General features: G+C 70.1%; 23 protein-coding genes and 1 tRNA gene. 11 read left to right on the plus strand and 13 right to left on the minus strand.

The annotated features are described in order from the left end of the window. Nucleotides 1-57 precede the first annotated feature (57 nt). From V6S02_RS09720 to V6S02_RS09735, 4 genes are all read right to left on the minus strand, one after another. The gene (locus tag V6S02_RS09720) at nucleotides 58-258 is read right to left on the minus strand and encodes a cold-shock protein (protein WP_124293776.1); all 201 of its coding nucleotides are present in this window, start codon (nucleotides 256-258) and stop codon (nucleotides 58-60) included. A gap of 130 nt (nucleotides 259-388) precedes the next feature. Further along, nucleotides 389-991 (minus strand): LytR C-terminal domain-containing protein, encoded by a 603-nt coding sequence (locus tag V6S02_RS09725; protein ID WP_124293777.1) that lies wholly within the window; start codon nucleotides 989-991, stop codon nucleotides 389-391. A gap of 77 nt (nucleotides 992-1,068) precedes the next feature. After that, a complete protein-coding gene (locus V6S02_RS09730; RefSeq protein ID WP_336400671.1) occupies nucleotides 1,069-1,314 on the minus strand; it encodes a DUF3263 domain-containing protein in 246 nt (81 codons plus the stop codon). Between the two features lie 30 nt (nucleotides 1,315-1,344). Next, nucleotides 1,345-2,370, minus strand: coding sequence for a DUF2332 domain-containing protein (locus V6S02_RS09735; protein ID WP_336400672.1), 1,026 nt, complete (start codon nucleotides 2,368-2,370; stop codon nucleotides 1,345-1,347). 120 nt (nucleotides 2,371-2,490) lie between these two features. Between V6S02_RS09735 and msrB the strand changes: the two genes are divergently transcribed. Both msrB and V6S02_RS09745 read left to right on the plus strand, forming a co-directional pair. Beyond that, a complete protein-coding gene (msrB, locus tag V6S02_RS09740; RefSeq protein WP_124293779.1) occupies nucleotides 2,491-2,898 on the plus strand; it encodes a peptide-methionine (R)-S-oxide reductase MsrB in 408 nt (135 codons plus the stop codon). A 5-nt stretch (nucleotides 2,899-2,903) separates the two neighbouring features. After that, entirely contained in the window at nucleotides 2,904-3,464 is a 561-nt protein-coding gene (locus V6S02_RS09745; RefSeq protein WP_124293780.1) for a nitroreductase family protein, read from the plus strand. Between the two features lie 18 nt (nucleotides 3,465-3,482). Here V6S02_RS09745 and V6S02_RS09750 read toward each other — a convergent pair whose 3' ends face one another. Continuing rightward, the gene (locus V6S02_RS09750) at nucleotides 3,483-4,430 is read right to left on the minus strand and encodes a DMT family transporter (RefSeq protein WP_336400673.1); all 948 of its coding nucleotides are present in this window, start codon (nucleotides 4,428-4,430) and stop codon (nucleotides 3,483-3,485) included. Nucleotides 4,431-4,504: 74 nt separating this feature from the next. Between V6S02_RS09750 and V6S02_RS09755 the strand changes: the two genes are divergently transcribed. Then, entirely contained in the window at nucleotides 4,505-5,167 is a 663-nt protein-coding gene (locus V6S02_RS09755; RefSeq protein WP_336400674.1) for a hypothetical protein, read from the plus strand. A 107-nt stretch (nucleotides 5,168-5,274) separates the two neighbouring features. Here the strand turns inward: V6S02_RS09755 and V6S02_RS09760 are convergent. Next, nucleotides 5,275-5,350, minus strand: a tRNA-Thr gene (locus V6S02_RS09760). Between the two features lie 34 nt (nucleotides 5,351-5,384). Further along, nucleotides 5,385-6,347 carry a DsbA family protein gene (locus V6S02_RS09765; protein ID WP_336400675.1) on the minus strand — a complete coding sequence of 321 codons (963 nt, stop codon included), beginning with the start codon at nucleotides 6,345-6,347 and terminating at the stop codon, nucleotides 5,385-5,387. A gap of 260 nt (nucleotides 6,348-6,607) precedes the next feature. On the opposite strand from V6S02_RS09765, the gene V6S02_RS09770 reads away from it, so the two are divergent. Together V6S02_RS09770 and V6S02_RS09775 are read left to right on the plus strand one after the other, a co-directional pair. After that, nucleotides 6,608-7,714, plus strand: a complete 1,107-nt coding sequence (locus tag V6S02_RS09770; protein ID WP_124293784.1) for an ABC transporter ATP-binding protein — start codon at nucleotides 6,608-6,610, stop codon at nucleotides 7,712-7,714. Nucleotides 7,715-7,781: 67 nt separating this feature from the next. Next, entirely contained in the window at nucleotides 7,782-9,092 is a 1,311-nt protein-coding gene (locus tag V6S02_RS09775) for a DUF4032 domain-containing protein (protein WP_124293785.1), read from the plus strand. A gap of 8 nt (nucleotides 9,093-9,100) precedes the next feature. Here the strand turns inward: V6S02_RS09775 and V6S02_RS09780 are convergent, their stop codons facing one another. The 3 genes from V6S02_RS09780 to V6S02_RS09790 are packed head-to-tail and all read right to left on the minus strand — an operon-like array spanning nucleotide 9,101 to nucleotide 13,293. Further along, the gene (locus V6S02_RS09780; protein ID WP_336400676.1) at nucleotides 9,101-9,742 is read right to left on the minus strand and encodes an NAD(P)-dependent oxidoreductase; all 642 of its coding nucleotides are present in this window, start codon (nucleotides 9,740-9,742) and stop codon (nucleotides 9,101-9,103) included. A gap of 60 nt (nucleotides 9,743-9,802) precedes the next feature. Continuing rightward, nucleotides 9,803-11,104: a dihydrolipoamide acetyltransferase family protein gene (locus V6S02_RS09785; protein WP_336400677.1), complete on the minus strand. Its 1,302-nt coding sequence runs from the start codon at nucleotides 11,102-11,104 to the stop codon at nucleotides 9,803-9,805. Next, nucleotides 11,104-13,293, minus strand: coding sequence for an alpha-ketoacid dehydrogenase subunit alpha/beta (locus tag V6S02_RS09790; RefSeq protein WP_336400678.1), 2,190 nt, complete (start codon nucleotides 13,291-13,293; stop codon nucleotides 11,104-11,106). Before V6S02_RS09790 ends, V6S02_RS09785 begins: the two co-directional genes overlap by 1 nt. A gap of 146 nt (nucleotides 13,294-13,439) precedes the next feature. Here V6S02_RS09790 and V6S02_RS09795 point away from each other — a divergent pair, with 146 nt between their 5' ends. Together V6S02_RS09795 and V6S02_RS09800 are read left to right on the plus strand one after the other, a co-directional pair. Continuing rightward, nucleotides 13,440-13,970 carry a VOC family protein gene (locus V6S02_RS09795; RefSeq protein WP_336400679.1) on the plus strand — a complete coding sequence of 177 codons (531 nt, stop codon included), beginning with the start codon at nucleotides 13,440-13,442 and terminating at the stop codon, nucleotides 13,968-13,970. Continuing rightward, nucleotides 13,967-14,650 carry a GntR family transcriptional regulator gene (locus V6S02_RS09800; protein ID WP_336400680.1) on the plus strand — a complete coding sequence of 228 codons (684 nt, stop codon included), beginning with the start codon at nucleotides 13,967-13,969 and terminating at the stop codon, nucleotides 14,648-14,650. Before V6S02_RS09795 ends, V6S02_RS09800 begins: the two co-directional genes overlap by 4 nt. Here V6S02_RS09800 and V6S02_RS09805 read toward each other — a convergent pair. Continuing rightward, complete coding sequence (locus tag V6S02_RS09805) at nucleotides 14,643-15,668, minus strand: ketopantoate reductase family protein (RefSeq protein WP_336400681.1); 1,026 nt, start codon at nucleotides 15,666-15,668, stop codon at nucleotides 14,643-14,645. The two genes, V6S02_RS09800 and V6S02_RS09805, sit on opposite strands and share 8 nt — an antisense overlap. A 169-nt stretch (nucleotides 15,669-15,837) precedes the next feature. On the opposite strand from V6S02_RS09805, the gene V6S02_RS09810 reads away from it, so the two are divergent. Further along, nucleotides 15,838-16,149 (plus strand): Dabb family protein, encoded by a 312-nt coding sequence (locus tag V6S02_RS09810; RefSeq protein ID WP_124293791.1) that lies wholly within the window; start codon nucleotides 15,838-15,840, stop codon nucleotides 16,147-16,149. Nucleotides 16,150-16,154: 5 nt separating this feature from the next. Further along, nucleotides 16,155-17,273 (plus strand): zinc-dependent alcohol dehydrogenase, encoded by a 1,119-nt coding sequence (locus tag V6S02_RS09815; RefSeq protein WP_336400818.1) that lies wholly within the window; start codon nucleotides 16,155-16,157, stop codon nucleotides 17,271-17,273. On the opposite strand, the gene V6S02_RS09820 is transcribed toward V6S02_RS09815, so the two are convergent. After that, nucleotides 17,195-17,905 carry a cupin domain-containing protein gene (locus V6S02_RS09820; protein ID WP_124293793.1) on the minus strand — a complete coding sequence of 237 codons (711 nt, stop codon included), beginning with the start codon at nucleotides 17,903-17,905 and terminating at the stop codon, nucleotides 17,195-17,197. The two genes, V6S02_RS09815 and V6S02_RS09820, sit on opposite strands and share 79 nt — an antisense overlap. Nucleotides 17,906-17,922: 17 nt before the next feature. After that, nucleotides 17,923-18,630 (minus strand): SDR family NAD(P)-dependent oxidoreductase, encoded by a 708-nt coding sequence (locus V6S02_RS09825; protein WP_336400682.1) that lies wholly within the window; start codon nucleotides 18,628-18,630, stop codon nucleotides 17,923-17,925. Between the two features lie 173 nt (nucleotides 18,631-18,803). Here V6S02_RS09825 and V6S02_RS09830 point away from each other — a divergent pair, with 173 nt between their 5' ends. Beyond that, on the plus strand, nucleotides 18,804-20,186 hold the full coding sequence (locus V6S02_RS09830; RefSeq protein ID WP_336400683.1) for a M24 family metallopeptidase: 1,383 nt from the start codon (nucleotides 18,804-18,806) through the stop codon (nucleotides 20,184-20,186). Beyond that, nucleotides 20,183-21,052, plus strand: coding sequence for an NAD(P)-dependent oxidoreductase (locus V6S02_RS09835; RefSeq protein ID WP_336400684.1), 870 nt, complete (start codon nucleotides 20,183-20,185; stop codon nucleotides 21,050-21,052). The genes V6S02_RS09830 and V6S02_RS09835 overlap by 4 nt, the downstream gene beginning before the upstream one ends. Nucleotides 21,053-21,096: the final 44 nt, after the last annotated feature.

Consider the following 21,096-nt stretch of genomic DNA (forward strand, 5'->3'; position numbering starts at 1 on the left):
ACGGCACACGCGGCGTGTGGCGGTCGGCGCGCGACGCCGACCCGCGTCATCCGCTTCTCAGACGACGCGGACCGATTCGGCCTGCGGGCCCTTCTGTCCCGACCCGACGGTGAACTCGACGGTCTGACCCTCCTCGAGAACCCGGAACCCGGTCATGTCGATGTTCGAGTAGTGGACGAAGACATCCTGACCGTCACCGGCGGTGATGAAACCGTAACCCTTCTCGGCGTTGAACCACTTGACGGTGCCCTGTGTCATGGCGAACTCTCCTGTACTGCGGCGGGACAGGGCCCATGCTAGGGACCGCCGACAGGCGGGAACCGGCTCTCACGCGATTGTTGACATGCCCGCTGTCAAACATTTACGCGGGCGAAACACATCTCTCGGTTCAGGGAGCGGGTGTCTCTTCGGCGGGCGCGTCGGTCGTGCGGTCCAGCCCGATGACGACGGTCAGCTGCAGAGCCTGGCTCTCGTCCTCCGGGGTGTTCGGGTCGTCGGCGAGCTGGTAGACATCGGTCTGCTCGATGCGTGCGCCGCCGAGCACGAGGTCGGCGAGACCCGCGGCGGCCGCCTGGTCTCCGGGGAAGGCGTAGTAGACCGTGGTCTCGGCGAAGTCGGTCGTCCCGGCGCCGCTGGCCGAGACGGCGTCGGCGGACCATCCGGCCGCGACGATCTCATCCTTCACCTGGGTCGCCAGCCCCTGCTCCGGCGTGGCGTTGAGCACCTGCACCGAGTACGACGTGTCGATCACCGGCTCGACCGTGGGTTGCGGTGACGCCGTCGGCTCGGCGTCGGGGGCGAGCTGGATGCGCCCCGACGTCAGCAGAGTTCCGAAGATGCCGACGACGATGAGCACGATGGTGGCCAGGCTCGCCCAGAGCAGCACCACTCCCGGACGCATCCGGGGATTCTCCGCACGGTGGGCGCCGACACGTCCTCCGTCCGCGGGGAGGTCATCGAAGCGATCCCGCGGATAGGTCCTTTTCGGCACCAGAAGATGCTACCGAAGCGGGCAGAGGCAACCTAAGCGTCAGCTGGACGGACGATCCCCCTGCCGCGTCGCCGCCCTCAGCGCCCGGTGGCGGCGGTGCGGATGAACCGCGCGCGCAGGCGCGCGTCGCGGATGCGGCGCAGACGCTTGACCAGCATGGGGTCGTACTCCTGCGCTTCGGTGGTGTCGATGAGCCGTGTGAGCAGCTGGTAGTACCGCCCTGGAGACATACCGAGCCGAAGGCGGATGGCCTCTTCCTTGGCGCTGCCGTGTCGAGTCCACAGCGCCTCGAAGTCGAGGATCAGCCGATCTCGTTCACTCAAGGGCCTGTCACTCAGGGGCACCCGCCCACGCTAACCCCGGGCCCCCTGCTCCCCCGCGCGCCACTCCACGAATCCGCCGAGCGGATCGACCTCGGCGCAGGGATTCCCGTCGATCGCGAGGACGAACCCCGACCATCGCCGGGGATCGAGAGGGGGATGCCACTGGTCGGCCATGTCCGCGGGGGTGAGGGTGATCCACCGCGCCCCCACCGTGGCGCCGAGCGCGTCGATCTCTGCGCGCAGACGCTGCCGACCCGCGCGCGGGATGTGCGGGAGGACTCCGGGGGTGGTGATCACGAGAGTGGCCTCCGCGGGAGCGGAGGCGGCGGCCTGCGCCACCACGCCCGGTTCCGAGGCGTCACCCCGCCACATCCGCGGCGGATCCGCCGCCGCGATGTCGAGCGCGGCCACGACGCGCTCTTGTCGTCCCGTCTCGCCCGGCCAGACCAGGGAGGCGAGGAATGCACGATCCGCCGCGTCCGCGGCATCCAGGGGTGCGAGATCGACTCCTGCACGCCAGACCACCTCGGGCAGCGTCAGCGTCTCGGCGAGGCGTTCAGCGCCAGGTCCCCGGAGCGCACTGTCGAGGATGACCGCGGAGGTCCCGTCGACGGGGTCGAGGGCGGGCCCGTCGGCATAGCGGTAGGAATAACGGTCGGGATACAGGCACAGGCCGGCACTCGCGCCGATCTCGAGCAGGGCGATCGGTCCCGTGATGGCGGAGAGCGCAGGAAGGAGCGCGGCGCAGCGAAGAGGCTCGTTGGTCTGCAGCGAGCGGGCCGCGCACTCCTCGACCACGGCCCGCGCGTGGCGCTTCGTCCACGCCGCCCACGCGGGGTAGTCGTCCTCCGGTGCACCGAGGAGACGGGTGACGGCGAACACGAGAGGCGGCTGACGGTGCGTCGCGGGGATCCTCGCGAGGATTCGCTGCACCGCCCGGTCGCCCGACACCCCGGCGGCCCAGGCTTCGTACATCATCGAGCGCCCCGGCGCTTCGATCTCGGCGAACCTGCGATACCGCTCGGCGACGTCAACGACAGCATCGGAGTCGGGCATCGTCCCATCGTGCCGCGGTCGAGCGTCGTCGGCATCACCGATGTGTCGCCGCGTGTACGCGCATGGCGGACCAGGCGCCCCGGGTCGCGGGTCTGCGGTTGAATGGATGCAGGAGGTTCCATGTCTTACACGGTGGACAAGTCCGACGAGCAGTGGCGAGCCGAGCTCACCCCCGAGCAGTACGCGGTTCTGCGCGAGTCGGCGACCGAGCGCCCCTGGACCGGAGAGTTGCTCGACGAGGAACGCGCGGGTCTCTACGCCTGCGCCGCCTGCGGCGCTGAGCTGTTCAAGAGCGGGACGAAGTTCGACTCCCACTGCGGGTGGCCGAGCTTCTACGAGTCGATCCGACCCGAAGCCGTCGAGCTCATCGAGGACAACAGTCACGGGATGGTGCGCACCGAGGTGCGCTGCGCGGCCTGCGGGTCGCATCTCGGCCACGTCTTCCCCGACGGCTTCGGCACTCCGACCGGTGATCGGTACTGCATGAACTCGCTCGCTCTGGACTTCACGCCCGAACCGTCCGCGTGAGTGCGATGAGTGAGGCGGTGTACGACGCCGTCGCCGGTCGACGCTCGTGGTCTCGTGTGACGGCCGACGCGCCGACGCACGAGGAGCTGGTCCGGCTCGTCGCCGCGGCCGGGAGGGTGGCCGACCATTCATCCCTGCGCCCCTGGAGACTGATCGAATTGCGCGGCGCCGACCGCGATCGACTCGGCCGGGCGATCAATAAGGCCGAGGGGCACAAGGGCGCGTCCACGAAGCCCCAGCGTGCGCCCCTTCTCCTCGCCGTCGTCGCGAGCTATCGCAAGAGCGGCAAGGTGCCGCGGTGGGAGCAGGAGGCCGTCGCCTCCGGCGTCGCGCACGTGCTGAGCCTGCTGCTCGACGATGCGGGCTGGGGTGTGATCTGGCGCACCGGCCACTACACGCGCAGCAAAGCGGTGGCCAAGGCTCACGGGCTGAAGAAGAACGAGGAGCTGCTCGGGTGGCTCTACGTCGGCGGCAAGCCGAGTGACGCTCGTCCGGGTCGGCGCGCGCCGATCGAGGCCGACCGTTTCCTCTCGCGCATGCCGGCCGACAAGCGCGACCCGCGCTGAGGCGAGCCGGCGGGCACGCTAACGCCGGCGCATCCGACGCCACGGCAGGCTCACGACGATCACCGACAGCAGGGCGAGCGTGATCATGGCGACCGCCTGCAGCGGGTCGGGGTTGCCGACCGCCGGCCAGAACGCGTCGATGAGGACGGATGTCGCGAGCTGTCCGACGACGGCGCCGAGGCCCAGCAGCAGCACGCCGGTGGAGCCCACGATCGCCGCCGAGAGGACGATGTAGACCACGCCGACCGCACCGCCGAGGTAGAGCAGCGGATTCGTGGGGAACTGCGTGGGCGCACCGACGAGGGCGACGCTGATCCCCGCCCCCACCGCGAGGATCGCCGTGCCTCCGATGAAGTTGACCAGGGTCGCCGTGAGGGGTGAGCCGACCCGCGCGCGGAGACGACCGTTGGTTGCTTGCTGCCAGGCGATGCCGGCGCCGGTGAGCAGCGGAAGGATGAGCATCCACAGGGGAACGGTGGCCAGCGTGTCGCCGCTCAGCGCGAAGGCGACGGCGGCCACGGCGAGAAGGGCGCCCAGGAGCCGGGGGACCGTGACCGCGACCGCCCCCGCAGGTCCGTAGCCGGTGCGATCGAGGATAAGGCCCGCGACCGCCTGGCCGGCGACCATGCCCACGGTGAACAGGGAGACCCCGATGATGCCGACGGCGAGTCCCTGCGTCGCGACCGTGAGCGCGCCCGCCGCTCCCCCGAGGAGCATCCACCACGGGATCGAGCGTTCCCTGACGCCCCGTCGCAGCGCCGTGACCCCTCGGCGGCCGCCCGGTGTCAGCGCGGTGATGACGGCCACGATGACAAGACCCGACGCGAACGATATGACGGCGGCGACCACCCCGTTGCCGACGCTCACGCCCAGCTGACCGTTCACCCGCGCCTGCAGAGCCGTCAAAACGCCGACGAGGACGGCGCCCGCGACGGCGAGGGCGATCGGAACACGCGGAGCGGGCATCCCTCCATCATGCAGGGACAGGCGGCGCTGTCCGGATGAGGGACGAGGAGTGGTGCGCCGACGTACGCTGAAGTGTGCCCGTTACCCGTCGAACCCGAACACTCCTCAGCTGGCTGCCCGCGGCGCTTCTCGTGCTGATCATCGGCGCCGTCATCGTCGGAACGTTCATGGTTCAGGGGTCGTGGTGGGCCGAGGATGAGCCCGAGGCCTCGGCGGATCAGAAGGCGTCCGACGGTGGGAGCATGCTGACCGACGCCGGATTCGACTACGTCAACGTCGAAGGCGTGCTGCGGGTCCGCGTCGGCGACGGGGCCCTTCCGGCATCCGACCTCGGGCTTCGCGCCAACGAGACCAAGGATGCCGAGTTCCGCCGGCCGGTCCGGGCGCTCATCGCCGCCGGAGACGAGGTGCACGTCGTGGAAGACGTCGTCACCGCCACCGCGACGGCGGCGGATGATCGGCTTGCGGCGATCACCGTGGGGATCGACGGGGCGGGCTCGTGGCGTGGCGCGATCGACGGGCTGCGAGCACGGGCGCCGGAGTTCGGCTGGGACGCGTCGCAGTTCGAGGGGCTGGACGAACGCCTGCTGGAGTTCAACTCCACGGGATCGGGCGAGGTCTTCGAGGTCGAGATCGGGCCGGGAGCGGATGCGGACACCGCCGTCACGGCCGAGGTCGCCTTCTTCCGCGAGGGCGGTGCGACGACGGTGTCACTGCGCTTCGCGCCGCCGCAGTAGCGCACGGTCGGGGGCCCGTCCCGCCGCGCCCATTCGTCGCGACCCGTCAGAAAACGCGGCCCGGATCGACGTGAGGCCGCGTTTACTGACGACTCGCGGAGGGGCTCTGGAGCCGGCTACGGGACTCGAACCCGTAACCCCCTAATTACAAGTTAGGTGCGCTACCAATTGCGCCAAGCCGGCAAGGCATCCCATCCTATCGAGGGATGCGAGCCGGTCAGGGAGTCGCCGCCGGAGACGGCGTCTGCGTCGGACTGGGCGAAGCCGTCTTGTAGTACGCGTCGCTGCCGATGGTCAGCACGAACTGCGAGAACTCCTGCGGATCGTCCAGGGCGCCGACGTAGGGCACACCGTTCACGAGCACCATCGGAGTACCCGTCAGGGTGACGCCCTCGGTCTCGGGGATTCCGTTCAGCGCCCGTTCGGTCGCATCCCGAGCCCAGTCCAGGTACGACTCCTCCTCGATGCACGAGCGCACGAGCTTCGGCGACTCGGCACCGGCCGCCTGCGCCAGGTCGGCGAGCTGGCTGTCGGTGAAGCCGTCGGTGTCCACCTCGGGCTGCTCACGCAGCAGGGCGTCGTTGAACGCGAAGAACTCCTCGGGCGAGTGCGTCGCCACGCAGGCGGCTGCCGCCGCCGCGCGGAGCGAATACTTCGTGCCGTTGGACTTGGCCGTGAGCATCGCGACCGGGTGGTAGGTCAGATCCGCCGCGCCCTGCGAGACCCAGGTCTTCAGCTGCTGCACGTTGGCGAGCTGGAACTCCCGCGAACCGGTCGACAGATAGTCGACGTAGACCCGGATGTCGACGACCGCCGCCTCGGTGGGCGTCGGCGTGGGAGTGGGGGTGGCCTCGGGCGTCGCCTCGACCGTGGCGCTCGCAGTAGCGTCATCCGGAGCCGCCGCCACCTCGGGGGCTGCCACACCCGAGACCGACGTCACGGCGAACCCGTCGTCAGTGACGTTCTGGGGGCGCAGCTCGGGGCGGGACATCGAGGATCCGACCGCCCACGTCACCATCACGGCAGCGACCGTCACGACACCCACGGCCAGCAGCGTCAGGCCGCCACGACGCAGCCAGCGCAGACGCGACTGACGCGCCTGGACCTGCTGGGCCTTCTCGCGTACCGCATTCCGGCGTTCACGGTGGGCCGGAACGTTCGGTGACTGGTCGTGGGACATGAAACCTCTCGGACGAATGGAGCTGCCGATGGGCAACAGGGCGGGGCGCTGGCGAGGCGGGCCGGGGACGATGCTAATCAGGCAGGCTGGGAAAAGCCCAGACGGACGCCCCTCACCGCTGCCCGCTTCGCCGTCGTTTCCGCTCGCGCGCACGCGTGACATACTGAGGGCAGGCGCCCGATGGTGGGCGTCTGCGGTCACACCGCTCCATTCACAACGGATCGTCCGGCACGTACCTGCCGGTGAAGGAGAAGAAAACAATGGCGTCCGTCACGTTCGACAACGCAACCCGTCTCTACCCGGGCGGCACCCGCCCCGCCGTCGACAAGCTCAACCTCGAGGTGGGCGACGGCGAATTCCTGGTCCTCGTCGGACCCTCCGGCTGCGGCAAGTCCACGTCGCTGCGCATGCTGGCCGGCCTCGAAGAGGTCAACTCCGGCCGCATCCTCATCGGTGACCGCGACGTCACCGACGTCCCGCCGAAGGACCGCGACATCGCGATGGTCTTCCAGAACTACGCGCTCTACCCGCACATGACCGTTGCCGAGAACATGGGCTTCGCCCTGAAGATCGCGGGCGTCGGCAAGGAAGAGCGCGCGCAGCGCGTGCTCGAGGCCGCGAAGCTGCTCGACCTCGAGCAGTACCTCACCCGCAAGCCGAAGGCCCTCTCGGGTGGTCAGCGTCAGCGCGTCGCGATGGGCCGCGCCATCGTCCGCCAGCCCCAGGTGTTCCTCATGGACGAGCCGCTGTCGAACCTCGACGCCAAGCTCCGCGTGCAGACCCGCACCCAGATCGCGTCGCTCCAGCGTCGCCTGGGCGTCACCACGGTCTACGTCACCCACGACCAGACCGAGGCCCTCACGATGGGTGACCGCATCGCGGTGCTCAAGGACGGTCTTCTCCAGCAGGTCGGCACCCCGCGCGATCTGTACGAGCGCCCGAACAACGTCTTCGTGGCCGGCTTCATCGGCTCGCCCGCGATGAACCTGTTCCCGTCGTCGCTCGCCGAGGGTGGCGTGCACTTCGGTTCGGAGATCGTGCCGCTCGACCGCGACACCGTCGGCCGCGCCCACGGCTCGGAGGTCACCGTCGGTGTCCGCCCCGAGGACATCGTGGTCGGCCCCGCCGACGGCAAGGGCCTGTCGGTCACGGTCGACCTGGTCGAAGAGCTCGGTGCGGACGGGTACCTGTACGGCCACACCGACATCAACGGCAAGCGCACCGACATCGTCGCCCGCGTCGACGGCCGCCGCCACCCGATGGCCGGCGACACCGTCACCCTCGCCGCGACCGCGGGGCACGTGCACGCGTTCGACATGGAGACCGGCGAGCGCCTCAACGACGCCCCCGTCGTCTCCGGCTCCTGACACACCACGACGCGGCGCGGGCGGGTTCTCTGAGCCCCCCGCGCCGCGGCATGTCCCGGGAGGAAAGATGGTCGATTCCCTGAGCATCACCGCCAGCGCGGTGGATCCGGGCCTGCTGACACTCCCCTGGTCGACACCGCTGGCCGACTGGCCGTCGAACCACATCGTCTTCCTCCCCAAGGGCATCTCACGCCACCTGGTGCGCTTCGCCACCCTCTCCGGGCGGGTCGTGGCCATCAAGGAGACCACCGAGGAGATGGCCCGCCGCGAGTACGACATGCTGGGGAACCTGCACCGGCTCGATGCCCCCTGCGTGGAGCGCGTCGCGGTGATCGCCGGGAGGACGGATGCCGCGGGCGAGCCGCTCCCCGCCGCACTCGTCACCTCGCATCTGCGCTTCTCGCTCCCCTACCGCGCCCTGTTCACCCAGGTTCTGCGTCCTGACACCGCGACCCGCCTGGTCGACGCCCTGGCGCTCCTGCTCGTGCGCCTCCACAACGTCGGCTTCTTCTGGGGCGATGTCTCACTCTCCAACACCCTCTTCCGCCGAGACGCGGGAGCCTTCGCCGCCTATCTCGTCGACGCCGAGACCGGCGAGCTGCACGAGAGCGGGCTGACGGCGGGGCAGCGGGCGCACGACCTCGACGTCGCCCGCACGAACATCGCCGGCGAGATCATGGATCTCGAAGCCGGTGGGCGGCTGGAGGGCGGCGTGGACGCGATCGCGATCGCCGACGGCATCATGGAGTCCTATCACTCCCTCTGGGGTGCGCTGACGGACACCGAGACGTTCCGCTCGGACGAGATCTGGCACATCACCGAACGCGTGCATCGCCTGAACGACCTCGGCTTCGACATCGGCGAGATGTCCATCGACACCACGCGTGACGGCACGCGCGTGTCGATCCAGCCGAAGGTCGTCGACGCCGGGCACCACCAGCGTCGGCTGCTGCGCCTCACGGGCCTGGACGTCGAGGAGAATCAGGCGCGCCGGCTCCTCAACGACCTCGACGAGTACCGCGCGCGGGTGTCTCGGCTGGGGGCCGACGAGGAGATGGTCGCCCACGAGTGGCTGACCCGGGTGTTCGAGCCCGTGGTCAAAGCCATCCCGTTCGAGTACCGGGCCAAGCTCGAGCCCGCCGAGGTCTTCCACCAGGTGCTCGAGCATCGCTGGTACATGTCACAGGAGCGCGGCCGCTCCGTGCCGCTCGCCGAGGTGCTGACGAGTTACGTCGACGACGTGCTGCGCCATCGCCGAGACGAAGCGACGGTGATGGGCCCCGTCACCGAGACGACGTCGCTGCCGGTCATCACCGGCGAGCTCGAGGCGGTCGAATCCGACGAGTCCGACGACGTCGACTGGCGCGACCTGGTCTGAGACCGGTCTCAGTACCCCACGGTGAACCGTTCGCGGCGATGCTTCGGCTGCTCGATCTCGTCGACGACGGCCACGCCGAGGTCGGGACCGGAGATGAAGGACTCCCCGTCGGCGTCGGTGACGAGCACGTCGCCGCCGTCGCGGTAGGTCCCCGTCCGCTCTCCCGGATTCCACGCCCCGAAGCCGCCCGCCGGGTGGACGTAGAACCAGTCGCGACCGACCGCGTCGGCCTGCAGGTCTTCGAGCACACCGATCGCCTCGAGCGCTTCGGGCTTGCACTCCTCGGTGAACCCCGGCGTGTCGACGACGCGGGGCCCACCCGGTGACACCAGGCTCCCCCCGGCTCCGCCGATCACGCCGATGCGCACCGAGGCGGGCAGCTCGCGCACGAGCTCGGCGACGGCGGGGCGCACCTTGCCCGCCATCTCTCCGCGGGCGGGGACGCTGATGACGACGACATCCACCCCCTGCAGTTCGGCGACGAGGCCGGGCACATCCAGGATCGTCCCCTCGACGTAGGTGACGTGGTCCAGCCGCTCGCTCGGCACCGAGCGGGCGACGGAGACGACGGTGTGGCCCCGTGAGGCGGCCTCTGCGGCGATGTGGCCTCCGGCGTAGCCGGTTCCTCCGATGACGGCGATACGAGCCATGGTGTGATCCTTTCCTGGTCCTCGCATCATTCAAGCCGACGATCGCACCGGCGCCGGACGTCACACGAGGATGCTGAGCGGATTCTCCATCTTCGCCGCGAACGCTGCGAGCCACTGTGCGGCCAGCGCACCGTCGAGCACCCGGTGATCGGCCGACAGCGTCACCGTCATGACGGTCCCGACCGCGAGCTCGCCGTCGACCACGATCGGCGAGGGGCGCGCCGCACCGATCGCGAGGATGCCGGAATGCGGCGGATTGATGATGGCGGCGAATTCCTCCGTGCCGTACATGCCGAGATTCGACACCGAGAAGCTGCCGCCCTCGAGTTCCTCCTGCGTGAGCCTTCCGGCCCGTGCACGCGCCACGTGATCCGCGATCGCCGCGCTCACCTCGCCCAGCGACATCCGATCGACCCCGCGGATGACGGGGGTGACGAGGCCTCCGGGAACGGAGACCGCGACGGCGATGTCGGCGTGGGAGAAGCGGTGCATCGCCTGGTCGGTCCAGATCGCATTCGCCTCGGGCACCTCCAGGAGGGCGGCCGCCACCGCCTTGACCACGAAGTCGTTCACCGAGACGCGGTTCGCCCGCCCCTCGTTGATCCGGGTGCGGAGGGCGAGGAGCTCATCGACCCGGATGCGGGCGCGCAGGAAGAAGTGCGGCACGGTCGACGTGCTCTCGGTCAGCCGGCGGGCGATCGCGCGGCGCATCCGGGAGTGCGGGATCACCTCGACGTCGGCCGCGGGGGATTCCTCCGTGCGTGCGGCGGTGGGGGGAGCCGCGGGTGCACGCACATCAGGAGCGGCCGGCGTCGAGGGGGACTGTGCTGCGGGAAGGGAGTGCTCGTCGAGGTCGCGTCGGACGATCCGGCCGTTCGGACCGGTGCCGACCAGGGACGACAGGTCGAGGCCGCGCTCGGCGGCCAGGCGCCGCACCAGCGGCGAGGCGAAGAGGCGGCGCGGGGTCTCGGGGTCCGGCGAGGGCTCGAGCTCGGCGACGGCCGGCGGCGGGAGGAGGATGCCGTCCTCAGAGGACTCCGTCCCCGCGGCTGCGCCGGTCGTGACCGGTGTCTCCTCGGCCTGGCCGGCGGGCACGCTCCGCCCTGCGACGGCGAGGTCCTCCCCCGCCGCGGCGAGCACCGCGATGGGAGAGCCGACGTCGGCGGATGCACCTTCGTCCACGAGGATCCGGGCGAGCACTCCTGCCTCTTCGGCTTCGTATTCGACGACGGCCTTGTCGGTCTCGATCTCGACGATCGGCTGCCCCGCCGACACCTCGTCGCCCACGGCGACGAGCCAGCTCTGGATCGCGGCTTCGGTCGCCCCCGCGGCGAGTGCGGGCATCCGCACGACCGCGGCCATCAGCGGCCTCCCCACTCGGCCCGGACGCGTTCCAGCCCGCGCGCCACCTCTTCGGTGCGGGCGATCGCGGCGCGCTCGAGCACCTTGGAGATGCTGGGACTCGCCTCTCCCCCGGTCACCCGTTGGACGGGCTGGTCGAGCCAGTCGAAGAAGCGGCGTTGGATCTCGTCCGAGAGCCACGCGCCGTACGACGGCCCCTGCGACCCCTGCTCGACGATGAGGACGTTGTTGGTCTTGCGGATGCTCTCGCCGACGGTGTCCCAGTCCAGCGACGCCCGGTCGAGCCAGCGGAGGTCGATGACCTCTGCGTCGATCCCCGTCTGCGTCACCGCCTCGAGACTGTGACCGACCATCGACAGGTAGGTCAGCACGGTCACCTCCTCGCCCGCGCGACGGATCGCGGCGCTGCGCGGAGGGATCACGTAATCGAGGTCGCCCTCGGGAACGCGGTCCGCGGTGCCGTAGAGGTCGACATGTTCGATGACGAGCACGGGATCCTCGAGCGCGAGCGCGGCGTTCATGAGCCCGACGTAGTCGGCGGCGGTGGAGGCGGCGACGATCCGCCAGCCGACGCTCGTGGCGAAGATGCCCGCGGGGTCCATGAGGTGCTGCGAGCCGTACCCCGAGCCCATCGCGACCTTCGTGCGCAGCACCAGGGGAACGCGGTTGTTGTCGCCGAACATGTGCCGGGCCTTGCCGACCTGGTTGAACACCTGGTCGGCGGCGACCCACATGAAGTCGGGGTACATGAACTCCACGACCGGGCGGAAGCGTCCGTCGAGGGCGATCCCGCCCGCAAGGCCGAAGAAGCCGTTCTCACTGATGGGGGTGCCGATGACCCGGTCGGGACCGAACGCCTTCGCGAGGCCCTTCGTGGCACCGTTGGTCCCGCCGCCCAGGCGATGGACGTCCTCGCCGAGCACGATGATGCGCGGGTCCTGCGACATCCGCCGGTTCATCGTCTCGGCGACCGCATCGACGAACTTCACCTCCCGCCAGCCCCCGGTGTGCGCCGCGGGCTCGGCGGGGACGAGGCGGGCGAGCTCGCTCTCGTCGCCGCGGATGCCGCGGTCGACGTGGGCCGGATCGGGCCACAGCTCCGGACGGATGCGGGAGCGACCGGCGTCGTCGGGATCGTCCTCGATCAGCGCAGAGACCGCATCGGCCATCGCGCTGACGGCTTGTTCGCGCACTCCCGCGATCTCCTCCGGGGAGGCGATCCCCAGCCCGGCGAGCTCGCGGGCGGTCTTCTCCAGGGGGTCACGCGAGCGCCACTCGGCCTCCTCCTGCTTCGTGCGGTAGCCGAAGGCGCTGCCGGGATAGGGCCCGTTCTGGTGGAAGAACCGGTAGACCTCGGCCTCGATCACCGCGGGACCCTCTCCTGCTCGCATGCGCTCGAGGGCTTCCTGGGTGGCGAGGTGGACGGCCAGCGGATCCATCCCGTCCACGCGCCAGGCAGGGATGCTGAACCCCTGAGCCCGGATCGAGAACCGCGGGTCGGCGGAGGCCTCGCTGGCATGGGTCGACACCGCGTAGAGGTTGTTCTCGATGAAGGACATCACCGGCAGCCGCCAGGTGGCGGCGAGGTTCATCGACTCCAGCACCGAGCCGATCTGACTCGCGCCGTCGCCGAAGTAGTTGATGCTGACGTCGGTGGTGCCCGCGTGCTTCTGCGCCCACGCGTTGCCGGCGGCAAGCGGCGCCCCACCCCCGACGATCGCGTTGGTGCCCAGCGCTCCGGCTGCCAGCCACTGCAGGTGCATCGATCCCCCACGGCCCCCCGAGAACCCCTGCGCGAGGCCGAGGATCTCGGCGAGCGTGCGCTGCAGAAGAGCCTGCAGGTCGGGCGTGACCAGGGCGTCCAGCGACAGGCCGCCGTCGGAGACGTGCGCGATGGCCTTGGCCAGGAACTGGTGGTGGCCCCGGTGGGAGCCGTTGACCGCGTCGGATGACCGCAGGGTCACGATCGACCCGACCGCCCCGCCCTCCTGACCGATGCTCGAATGCGCCGGGCCGTGGACGAGGCCCTGCGCAGCGAGGTCGAGGACGGACTCCTCGAAGGCACGGATCAGATGCAGCTGACCGAGCATCGTCGCCAGCAGCGCCGGGTCGGCCGCCTTCCAATCGGCGGCGGTGGTGCTCAGCTCCACCCACGGAGTTCCGGTCTCCAGCCGGCGACGTCGCGGCATCGCATCTCCTTCGATGGTCGGCGGCCGCGGATGGCGGCGATCCTCACGGTACGACTGATTGGATCCAATATCAAGGCTTCGCCGGAGAATTCATGGTGATTGCGCCTCGCAGGTGGCATCCTGGATCCAAACGGAAGGTGAACGCGATGACGCGAGGCTTACCCGGAATGCGGGGAATGGACCACATCGGCATCACGGTGCCTGATCTCGACGAGGCCGAACGCTTCTTCGTGGAGGTCCTCGGCGCCGTTCCGGTCTACCGCCTGGGGCCCAAGCGGGCGGATGACGACTGGATGCGCGTCCAGCTCGGGGTCCACCCCCGAACGCAGATCCGCGAGATCCGCTTCTACCGTCTCGGGTACGGGACCAACCTCGAGGTGTTCGCCTACGACGCCGCGGACGGGCAGGCCCCGCCCCCGCGCAACAGCGACCTCGGCGGTCACCACCTCGCGATCTATGTCGACGACATGGATGCCGCCATCGACCACCTGCGCGCGCACGACGTGGAGATCATGGGAGAGCCCGTCGCCAGCGCCGGAGCGAGCGCCGGACAGCGATGGCTGTACTTCCGGGCGCCGTGGGGACTGCAGCTCGAGCTGGTCAGCTTCCCCGCCGGCAAGGCGTACGAGAGCGGCGCCGACACGCTGCTGTGGCACCCGGCGAGGCCGGCCGAATGAGCGGGAGCGACATCCGCAGTCGTGACGGCGACGCCGGAGCCCGCATCGCCGATCAGGTACGCGAGGGAATCGTGCGCGGGATCTTCCCGCCGGGAACGCGCATCCGACAGGAGGATCTCGCCGAGCAGTTCGGCGCTAGCCGCGTGCCGGTCAGGGAGGCGATCCGGCAGCTCGAATACGAGGGGCTCATCACCGTCGTCCCCAACGCCGGGGCCTGGGTGGCACGCCTCACCCTCGCCGAGTGCGAGGAGATCTATCGCATGCGCGAGCGCCTCGAGCCGCTGCTGCTCGGCTACAGCGCACCGCTGCTGACCGGCGAGGCGATCGCCGAGCTCGACGCACTCGCCACGCGGATCAGCGAGGTCGGCGCCGACACCGACGCCTTCCTTCAGCTCGATGCCGAGTTCCACCTGCGCAGCTACCGCGCCGCCCGCACGGCCCACCTCGGCGAGCTGGTGGGCAGGCTGTGGAACGCGACGGCGCCCTACCGGCGAGCGTACGTCTCCTCGTGGGCCGAGGAATCCCGTCGCATCGCCCACGAGGAGCACCATCTCATCGTGGCCGCCCTCCAGGACGGCGATACCGAGGAGGCCGAACGGGTCCTCGCCGGCCACATCCGGCGCACGCGCCGTCAGCTGGCGCGCAGTCCCGAGATCTTCGCATCCGACCCGCTCACCTGAGGGCGTCGAGAAGGAGGGGGAGGTGAGAGGCCCCGGGGGCGATCTCCCCTCGTTCGATCCGATGCGCGATCTCGGTGATTCTCGCGTTGACCGGAGTGGCGATGCCGAGCTCCACCCCCCGGCGCACCACCTCTCCGTTGAGATCGTCCACTTCGCTGTGGCGGCCCTTCCGCCAATCCTGCAGCACGGTCGTCGTCGCACCGGGCACGACGAAGCCGGCGAACAGGCGATCGGTCATGACCTCGATCACGCCTCTCGGGTCGTCGAGGTCGGCGGGTTCGAGACCGAAGATCGGCAGGGTGCGGTGGCCGAGCGCTCCACCGACGGCCAGAGCTTCGTCACCGGCCGCGACCATCACGTCGCGGAAGCCGGGCTGATGGAGCGCGTCGAGCATCGGCAGGCCGAGGATCGCAGAGGTCACGAGAAGGGTGCAGTTGCTGACGAGCTTCATCCACTTGGCACTGAGGATGTCGTCGAAGCGCGCCACGGTGCCCGAGAGCGCGAGGAGATCCGCCACCGGCTCGATCCCCTCGGCCCCACCGGGAAGCCGGCCCACGGCGAACCAGGATCGCTCCCGCGGTGTGTGCCGGTGCACCACAGCGGGCTCGGTCATCGTCGCGGAGCATTCGATGACCGCGCCGACCGTACGTGACGCGCCCACCGCTTCGGTCACGGCGTCGGCGGTCATCCCGTTCTGCACCGCCGCCATCAGCCCGTCGGGCGCGAGATAGGGCGCGATCAGCCGGCTCGCCCAGCCGGCGTCGTAGGCCTTCATCACCAGCAGCACGACATCGAAGCCCGATCGCAGCTCGGCGACCTCGCAGAGGTGGATGATGCGAGGACGCACGTGAAGTTCGTCGTCGGGGGTGATGACGCGAAGCCCCTCCGACCTGATCGCCTCGACGTGCGCGGGCCACTGCTCCACGAGCGTCACATCCACGCCTGCGCGGTACAGGTCTGCTCCGATCGAGGCGCCGTTGGCGCCTCCTCCGACGACGGCGACGCGGGGACCGGCCATGGTTCCTCCCGAATTCGGCGACGGGCGGCGATGCCCGTCGAGCCAGCGTGTCTATCAAGCCAGAGTGTACAGATCGGCTTGCCGCGTGGCAGGCCACCGTCTAGCGTAGGGACGACGTCCGCTGAGGCTGGACACTGCTCCGGCTTTCGACGAAGAGAGCGAGAACTCCATGATCCTCCACCTGGTCACCTTCCGATGGGTCGACGGTGTCACCGACGAGCGCGTCTCCGCGCTGACCGAGGCACTGAACCGGATGGCCGAAGGCATCGACGTGCTCCGGTCGTACGTCGCGGGCGCGAACCTCCACCTGCGACCCGGCGGAGCCGACTACGCCGTCGCGGCAGTCGTCGACGATGCGGCCGCGCTCGACGCCTACCTCGACCACCCGCTTCACGCGGAGGTGTACCGCGACCACCTCGGTGCGATGATCGCCGACCGCTCGGCCGTGCAGCTTCCGCTGACGTCGGGCACTCTCACGTGACGACGATGCGCGCCGCCGTCCTGCACGCGATCGGCGACCTTCGCGTGGAGGACCGGCCCATCCCCTCGCCGGCACCCGACGAGGTGCTGATCCGCATCGCGGTGTGCGGCGTGTGCGGGTCGGATGCCACGGAGTTCGGCCGCGGGAAGGTCCTCGCCGAACCGCCGGTCGTCCTCGGCCACGAATTCGTCGGCACGATCGAGGCGGTCGGCTCGGAGGTCACCGATCTCGCCCCCGGCGCCACGGTCGTCTGCGGCGCGGGGGTCTCGTGCGGCGACTGCGCGCCCTGCCGCGCCGGGCGGACGAATCTCTGCCGCACCTACCGCACCCTCGGCTTCCACCGCGACGGGGGCCTGGCGGGGTTCGTCGTCGCCCCGGCGGCGATCGTCTACGACGTCAGCGACGCGGGACTCCCCACCGACACGCTGGGGCTCGCCCAGCCGATGGCGATCGCGGTCCACGCCGTGCGCCGCAGCGGCCTGGCGGCCGGGCAGGATGCCGTGGTCGTCGGCGCCGGGGGCATCGGCGCGTTCATCGCCTTCGCCGCCGCCAGCACCGGCGCGCGCGTCCTCATCCTCGATCGGAACGACGACAGGCTCGACCTCGCCCTCCGGCTCGGAGCCTTCGCCGCGCGGAACGCCCGCACGACCGGACTCTCCCCGGCGATCGAGGACACCGGGCTCGAGCCGGAGGTGTTCTTCGAGGTGTCGGGAAGCTCCGAGGGACTCGCGCAGGTGCTCGGGGCGGCACGCCCGGGGACGACCCTCGTCCCGGTGGGAATCCAACGCGGCGAGCCCGCCCTCCCGCTCGGGTCCTTCACCCTGCGCGAGATCACCATCGTCGGGACCGTCGCGCATGTCTTCCGCGATGACATCCCCGAGGCGGTGAGGCTGCTCGGTACCCGCGACGACTGGTCGGATGTCGCGGGGACCGTGGTGCCGCTGGAAGATGTCGAGGCGGCCGCACTGCGTCCGCTCCTGGCCGGCGGATCGCGTCAGATCAAGACCCTCGTGGACCCGTGGATCGGTTCCGCGCGCCGCGCCCGTCACCTCGCTGCGGGGTCTGCCAGCCCTTCCATCGCTCTCAGCACGTCCACGGCCGAGGCGGGTCCGCCGGCGGACTGACCGCCGGAGTCAGCCCGGTGGCCGCCCGGGGCGAGGGGCATCTCCTGGTGGTGCTGGCGCCGTCCGACGACGAACCAGACCCCGCGCGCGGGCTCCTCGCCGCGGTTGGAGAACAGGTGCGGTCTCGTGGAGTCGAAGTGCAGTGAGTCCCCGGCGTGCAGGACGTGGGTATCGAATTCGAGCTGCAGGGTCAGCGCCCCTTCCAGAAGGTAGGCGTACTCGACGCCCGCGTGCCGCATGAGCTTCCCCTCGATCGAGCTGCTGGCGCCCGGCTGATACGTGACCAGCAGCGCGTCGGCGGGGCCGCCCGGCCGACCCGCGAGGCGCTCCCAGCGCACACCGTTCTCCATCTCGATCGCCGGATTGTCGGCACCGCGCTGGATCGCTGACGCCGTCTCCTCGGCAGGCGCATCGGCCGGTGCGGTGGTCACGGCACCGCCGACCAGCTCGTCGAGAGACACCCCGAGGTGGCTGGCGATGGCGTAGAGCGTCGAGACGGACGGCTGGGTCTTGCCGATCTCCACCTGCGACACCAGGCTCGCCGACACCCCCAGTGACTGGGCGACGGAGCGGAGGCTGAGCCCGCGGCTCACGCGCGCGGCGCGGATGCGGGCTCCGAGATTGTCAGCCATCCCCTGATTCTCGTTGGTCAGACCAGCGCCGTGCCACGATCGACCGGGAGATTGACCGCCGAGACACCGCGATTGCGCAGCAGGAACTGCGTGGCATCCACGACATCGGCCATGGTGGCCAACCGGCCGCCCGGAGTATGGCGCTCGTACTGCTCGAGGACCCCGGCGGGCTTGGAGGCCCAGAACGGGCTGTCGCCGATGATCCCGGGGTGAAGGGCGTTGACGCGGATCGGGGCGAGCTCGAGGGCGAGGGTGTTGATGAGACCGGTCACCCCGCCGTTGATCGTCGACACCGTGGTCGAGCCGGGGTAGGGCAGATCCTTCGCGCGGCCGCCGAAGAGGACGATGCCGGTGTCGGCCGAGACCGGCATGCGATCCAGCAGCGCCCGGACGGTCGCCGCGTAGCCGACCAGCTTCAGGGTCGTGAGGCGGATGGCGCGATCGATGTCGTAGTCGCGGATGGTGTTGGCATCGCGCTCGATCGCCGCGAGCACGAGTCCGTCGACCGTCTCGACGGAGGAGAGGCTGTCGGCGACGGTGTGGGGCTCGGAGATGTCGAGGGCCACGCCGCGGGCAGCCGGTCCGAGTTCGGCGGCGATCGCCTCCGTGCGTTCTCGGTCACGACCGGTGATCACCACTCTGTCGCCGCGTCGCACGCAGTCCGCGGCGATCTCCCGCCCGATGCCCGACGTCCCTCCGACCACGACGATGGTGCGTTGGCTCACATCTCCTCCTTACGATGTCGCCGACCCGTCGCATCCCACCTGAGGGGGCTCGGTGGGGGCGTGTGAGCCGGAAGTAATACTGGACATCGGTGTCCAGTAGCGCTTTACTGATGAAGTCAACTCGACGCGGGCGGTGAAGTCAAGACACCCTCGCCGGCGAAGGAGAGCACTCGATGAAGAGCACCGGAACGACGGGTCCCGCAGCGGTCGACTGGGAAGAGCGCGTCGACATGGAGCGGCTGCGTGATGCGCGTCTGGCCCGCCTGCATGCCGAGCTGGACCGCTCGCATCTGGGCGCCGTCCTCGCGTTCGACTTCTCCAACATCCGCTACATGAGCGGCACCCACATCGGCACATGGGCGATGGACAAGCTCATCCGTTTCGCGTTGCTCACCCGCAAGACCGATCCGATCGTCTGGGACTTCGGCTCGGCGGCGAAGCATCACGCGCTCTACAACCCGTGGCTGGACGTCACCACCGCCGAGGCGGACGCGAACCCGCACGCCCCGCACGAGGGCGCCAAGCGGCCTCGGCAGGAGAGCGGCGCGCGCGCCGGGATCTCGACGCTTCGCGGGGCGTTCCCGCCCGACGCCGACCTCGCGGGCGACGTCGCCCGCAAGATCAAGCGCGAGCTGGAGAAGTTCGGCCTGGCGAACGAGCCGCTCGGCGTCGACGTGGTCGAGATGCCGGTCCTTCTGGCGCTTCAGCGCGAAGGGATCGAGGTCGTCGACGGCCAGCAGGTGTTCATGGAGGCGCGACGCATCAAGACCCACGACGAGATCCGCCTCCTCACCCAGGCGGCGTCGATGGTGGACGCCGCGTACGAGGAGCTCTACCGATTCCTGCGCCCGGGAGTGCGCGAGAACGAAGCGGTGGGGCTCGTCGCCAAGACGCTCTACGACCTCGGATCCGAGTACGTCGAGGGGGTCAACGCCATTTCCGGCGAGCGCTGCTCACCGCATCCGCACGTCTTCTCCGACCGCTTGATCCGACCGGGCGACCCCGCCTTCTTCGACATCCTGCACAGCTACAACGGCTACCGCACCTGCTACTACCGCACGTTCGCCGTCGGGTCGGCGAGCCCCGCGCAGAAGGACGCCTACACCCGGGCACGCGAGTACATGGACCGGGCGATCGCCCTGGTCAAACCCGGAGCGACGACCGCCGACATCGTCGCGGTGTGGCCCGAGGCGAGCGAGTTCGGCTTCCCCGACGAGATGGCGGCGTTCGCCCTGCAGTACGGCCACGGTGTAGGCCTGTCGATCTGGGAGAAGCCCATCTTCTCCCGCCTCACCTCCTTCGATCACCCCGAGACCCTCGAAGAGGGGATGGTGTTCGCACTGGAGACGTATTGGCCGGCCGCCGACGGCTGGGGCGCCGCGCGCATCGAAGAGGAGGTGGTGGTCACCGTCGACGGCTGCGAGGTCATCACCAAGTTCCCCGCGGAAGAACTCATCGTCGCCGGGCGCCGCTACTACACGATCGACGGGCCGCTGAACCTCAATCGCGATGCGCAATCGCACCTTAACACCGTCTGGGGGCGCGGCGAAGCGTGAGTACGATCGCATTCCTCGGTCTCGGCTCGATGGGGTCGGCGATGGCCGGTCGCCTGATCGACGCCGGACACGACGTCGTGCTGTGGAACCGCTCGCCGGGCGCCGCCGACCCGCTGGTCGAACGCGGCGGCCGGCGGGCGCCGTCGGCGGCCGAGGCCCTCGCCGCCGACGTGTCGTTCTCGATGCTCGCCGACGACGCGGCGATGACGGCGGTCTTCACCGATGAGGCCGTCACCCGCGCTCGCGACGGCATCCACGTCGCGATGGGGTCGATCAGCCCCTCCCTCGCCGACGAGCTCGACACCCGGTTCGGGGCGGTCGGCGCGCGCTACGTCGGCGCCCCGGTCCTCGGGCGCCCTGCCGTCGCCGCGGAGGGGAAGCTGAACATCCTCACCGCAGGCCCCGCCGACGCCGTGGATGCCGTCGCTCCCCTGCTGGATGTCCTGGGAGTGCGCACCTGGCGGCTCGGCACCCGCCCCGCTGTTGCCAACGCGGTCAAGGCGGCGGTGAACTACAACATCATCCACGCCATGCAGGCGATCGGCGAGACCGTGGCGATGACCGAGCGCCTCGGCGTCGACCCCGGCCAGTTCACCCGTCTGCTCGCCGAGACGCTGTTCGGAGGGGTCGTGTACACCGGTTACGGCCGGATCATCGCCGAGCGCGCCTACGACCCGCCGGGGTTCCACATCGCCCTCGGGCGGAAGGACCTCGATCTCGCCCAGCAGGTCGCGACGTCGGTCGACGTCGATCCCGCCACCCTCCCCGCCCTCATCTCCGTGTTCGATCGCGCCCTCGCCGATCCCGAGCTGAAGGACCTGGACTGGTCCGCCATCGCGGAGGTGAGCAGACGCCGGCAAAGCTGAGACCCGACATCCCGCACCCGCCTCGCCCCACCATCGCAACGAAC

The organism is Microbacterium sp. CCNWLW134 (genome assembly GCF_037083565.1).
GTDB lineage: Bacteria > Actinomycetota > Actinomycetes > Actinomycetales > Microbacteriaceae > Microbacterium.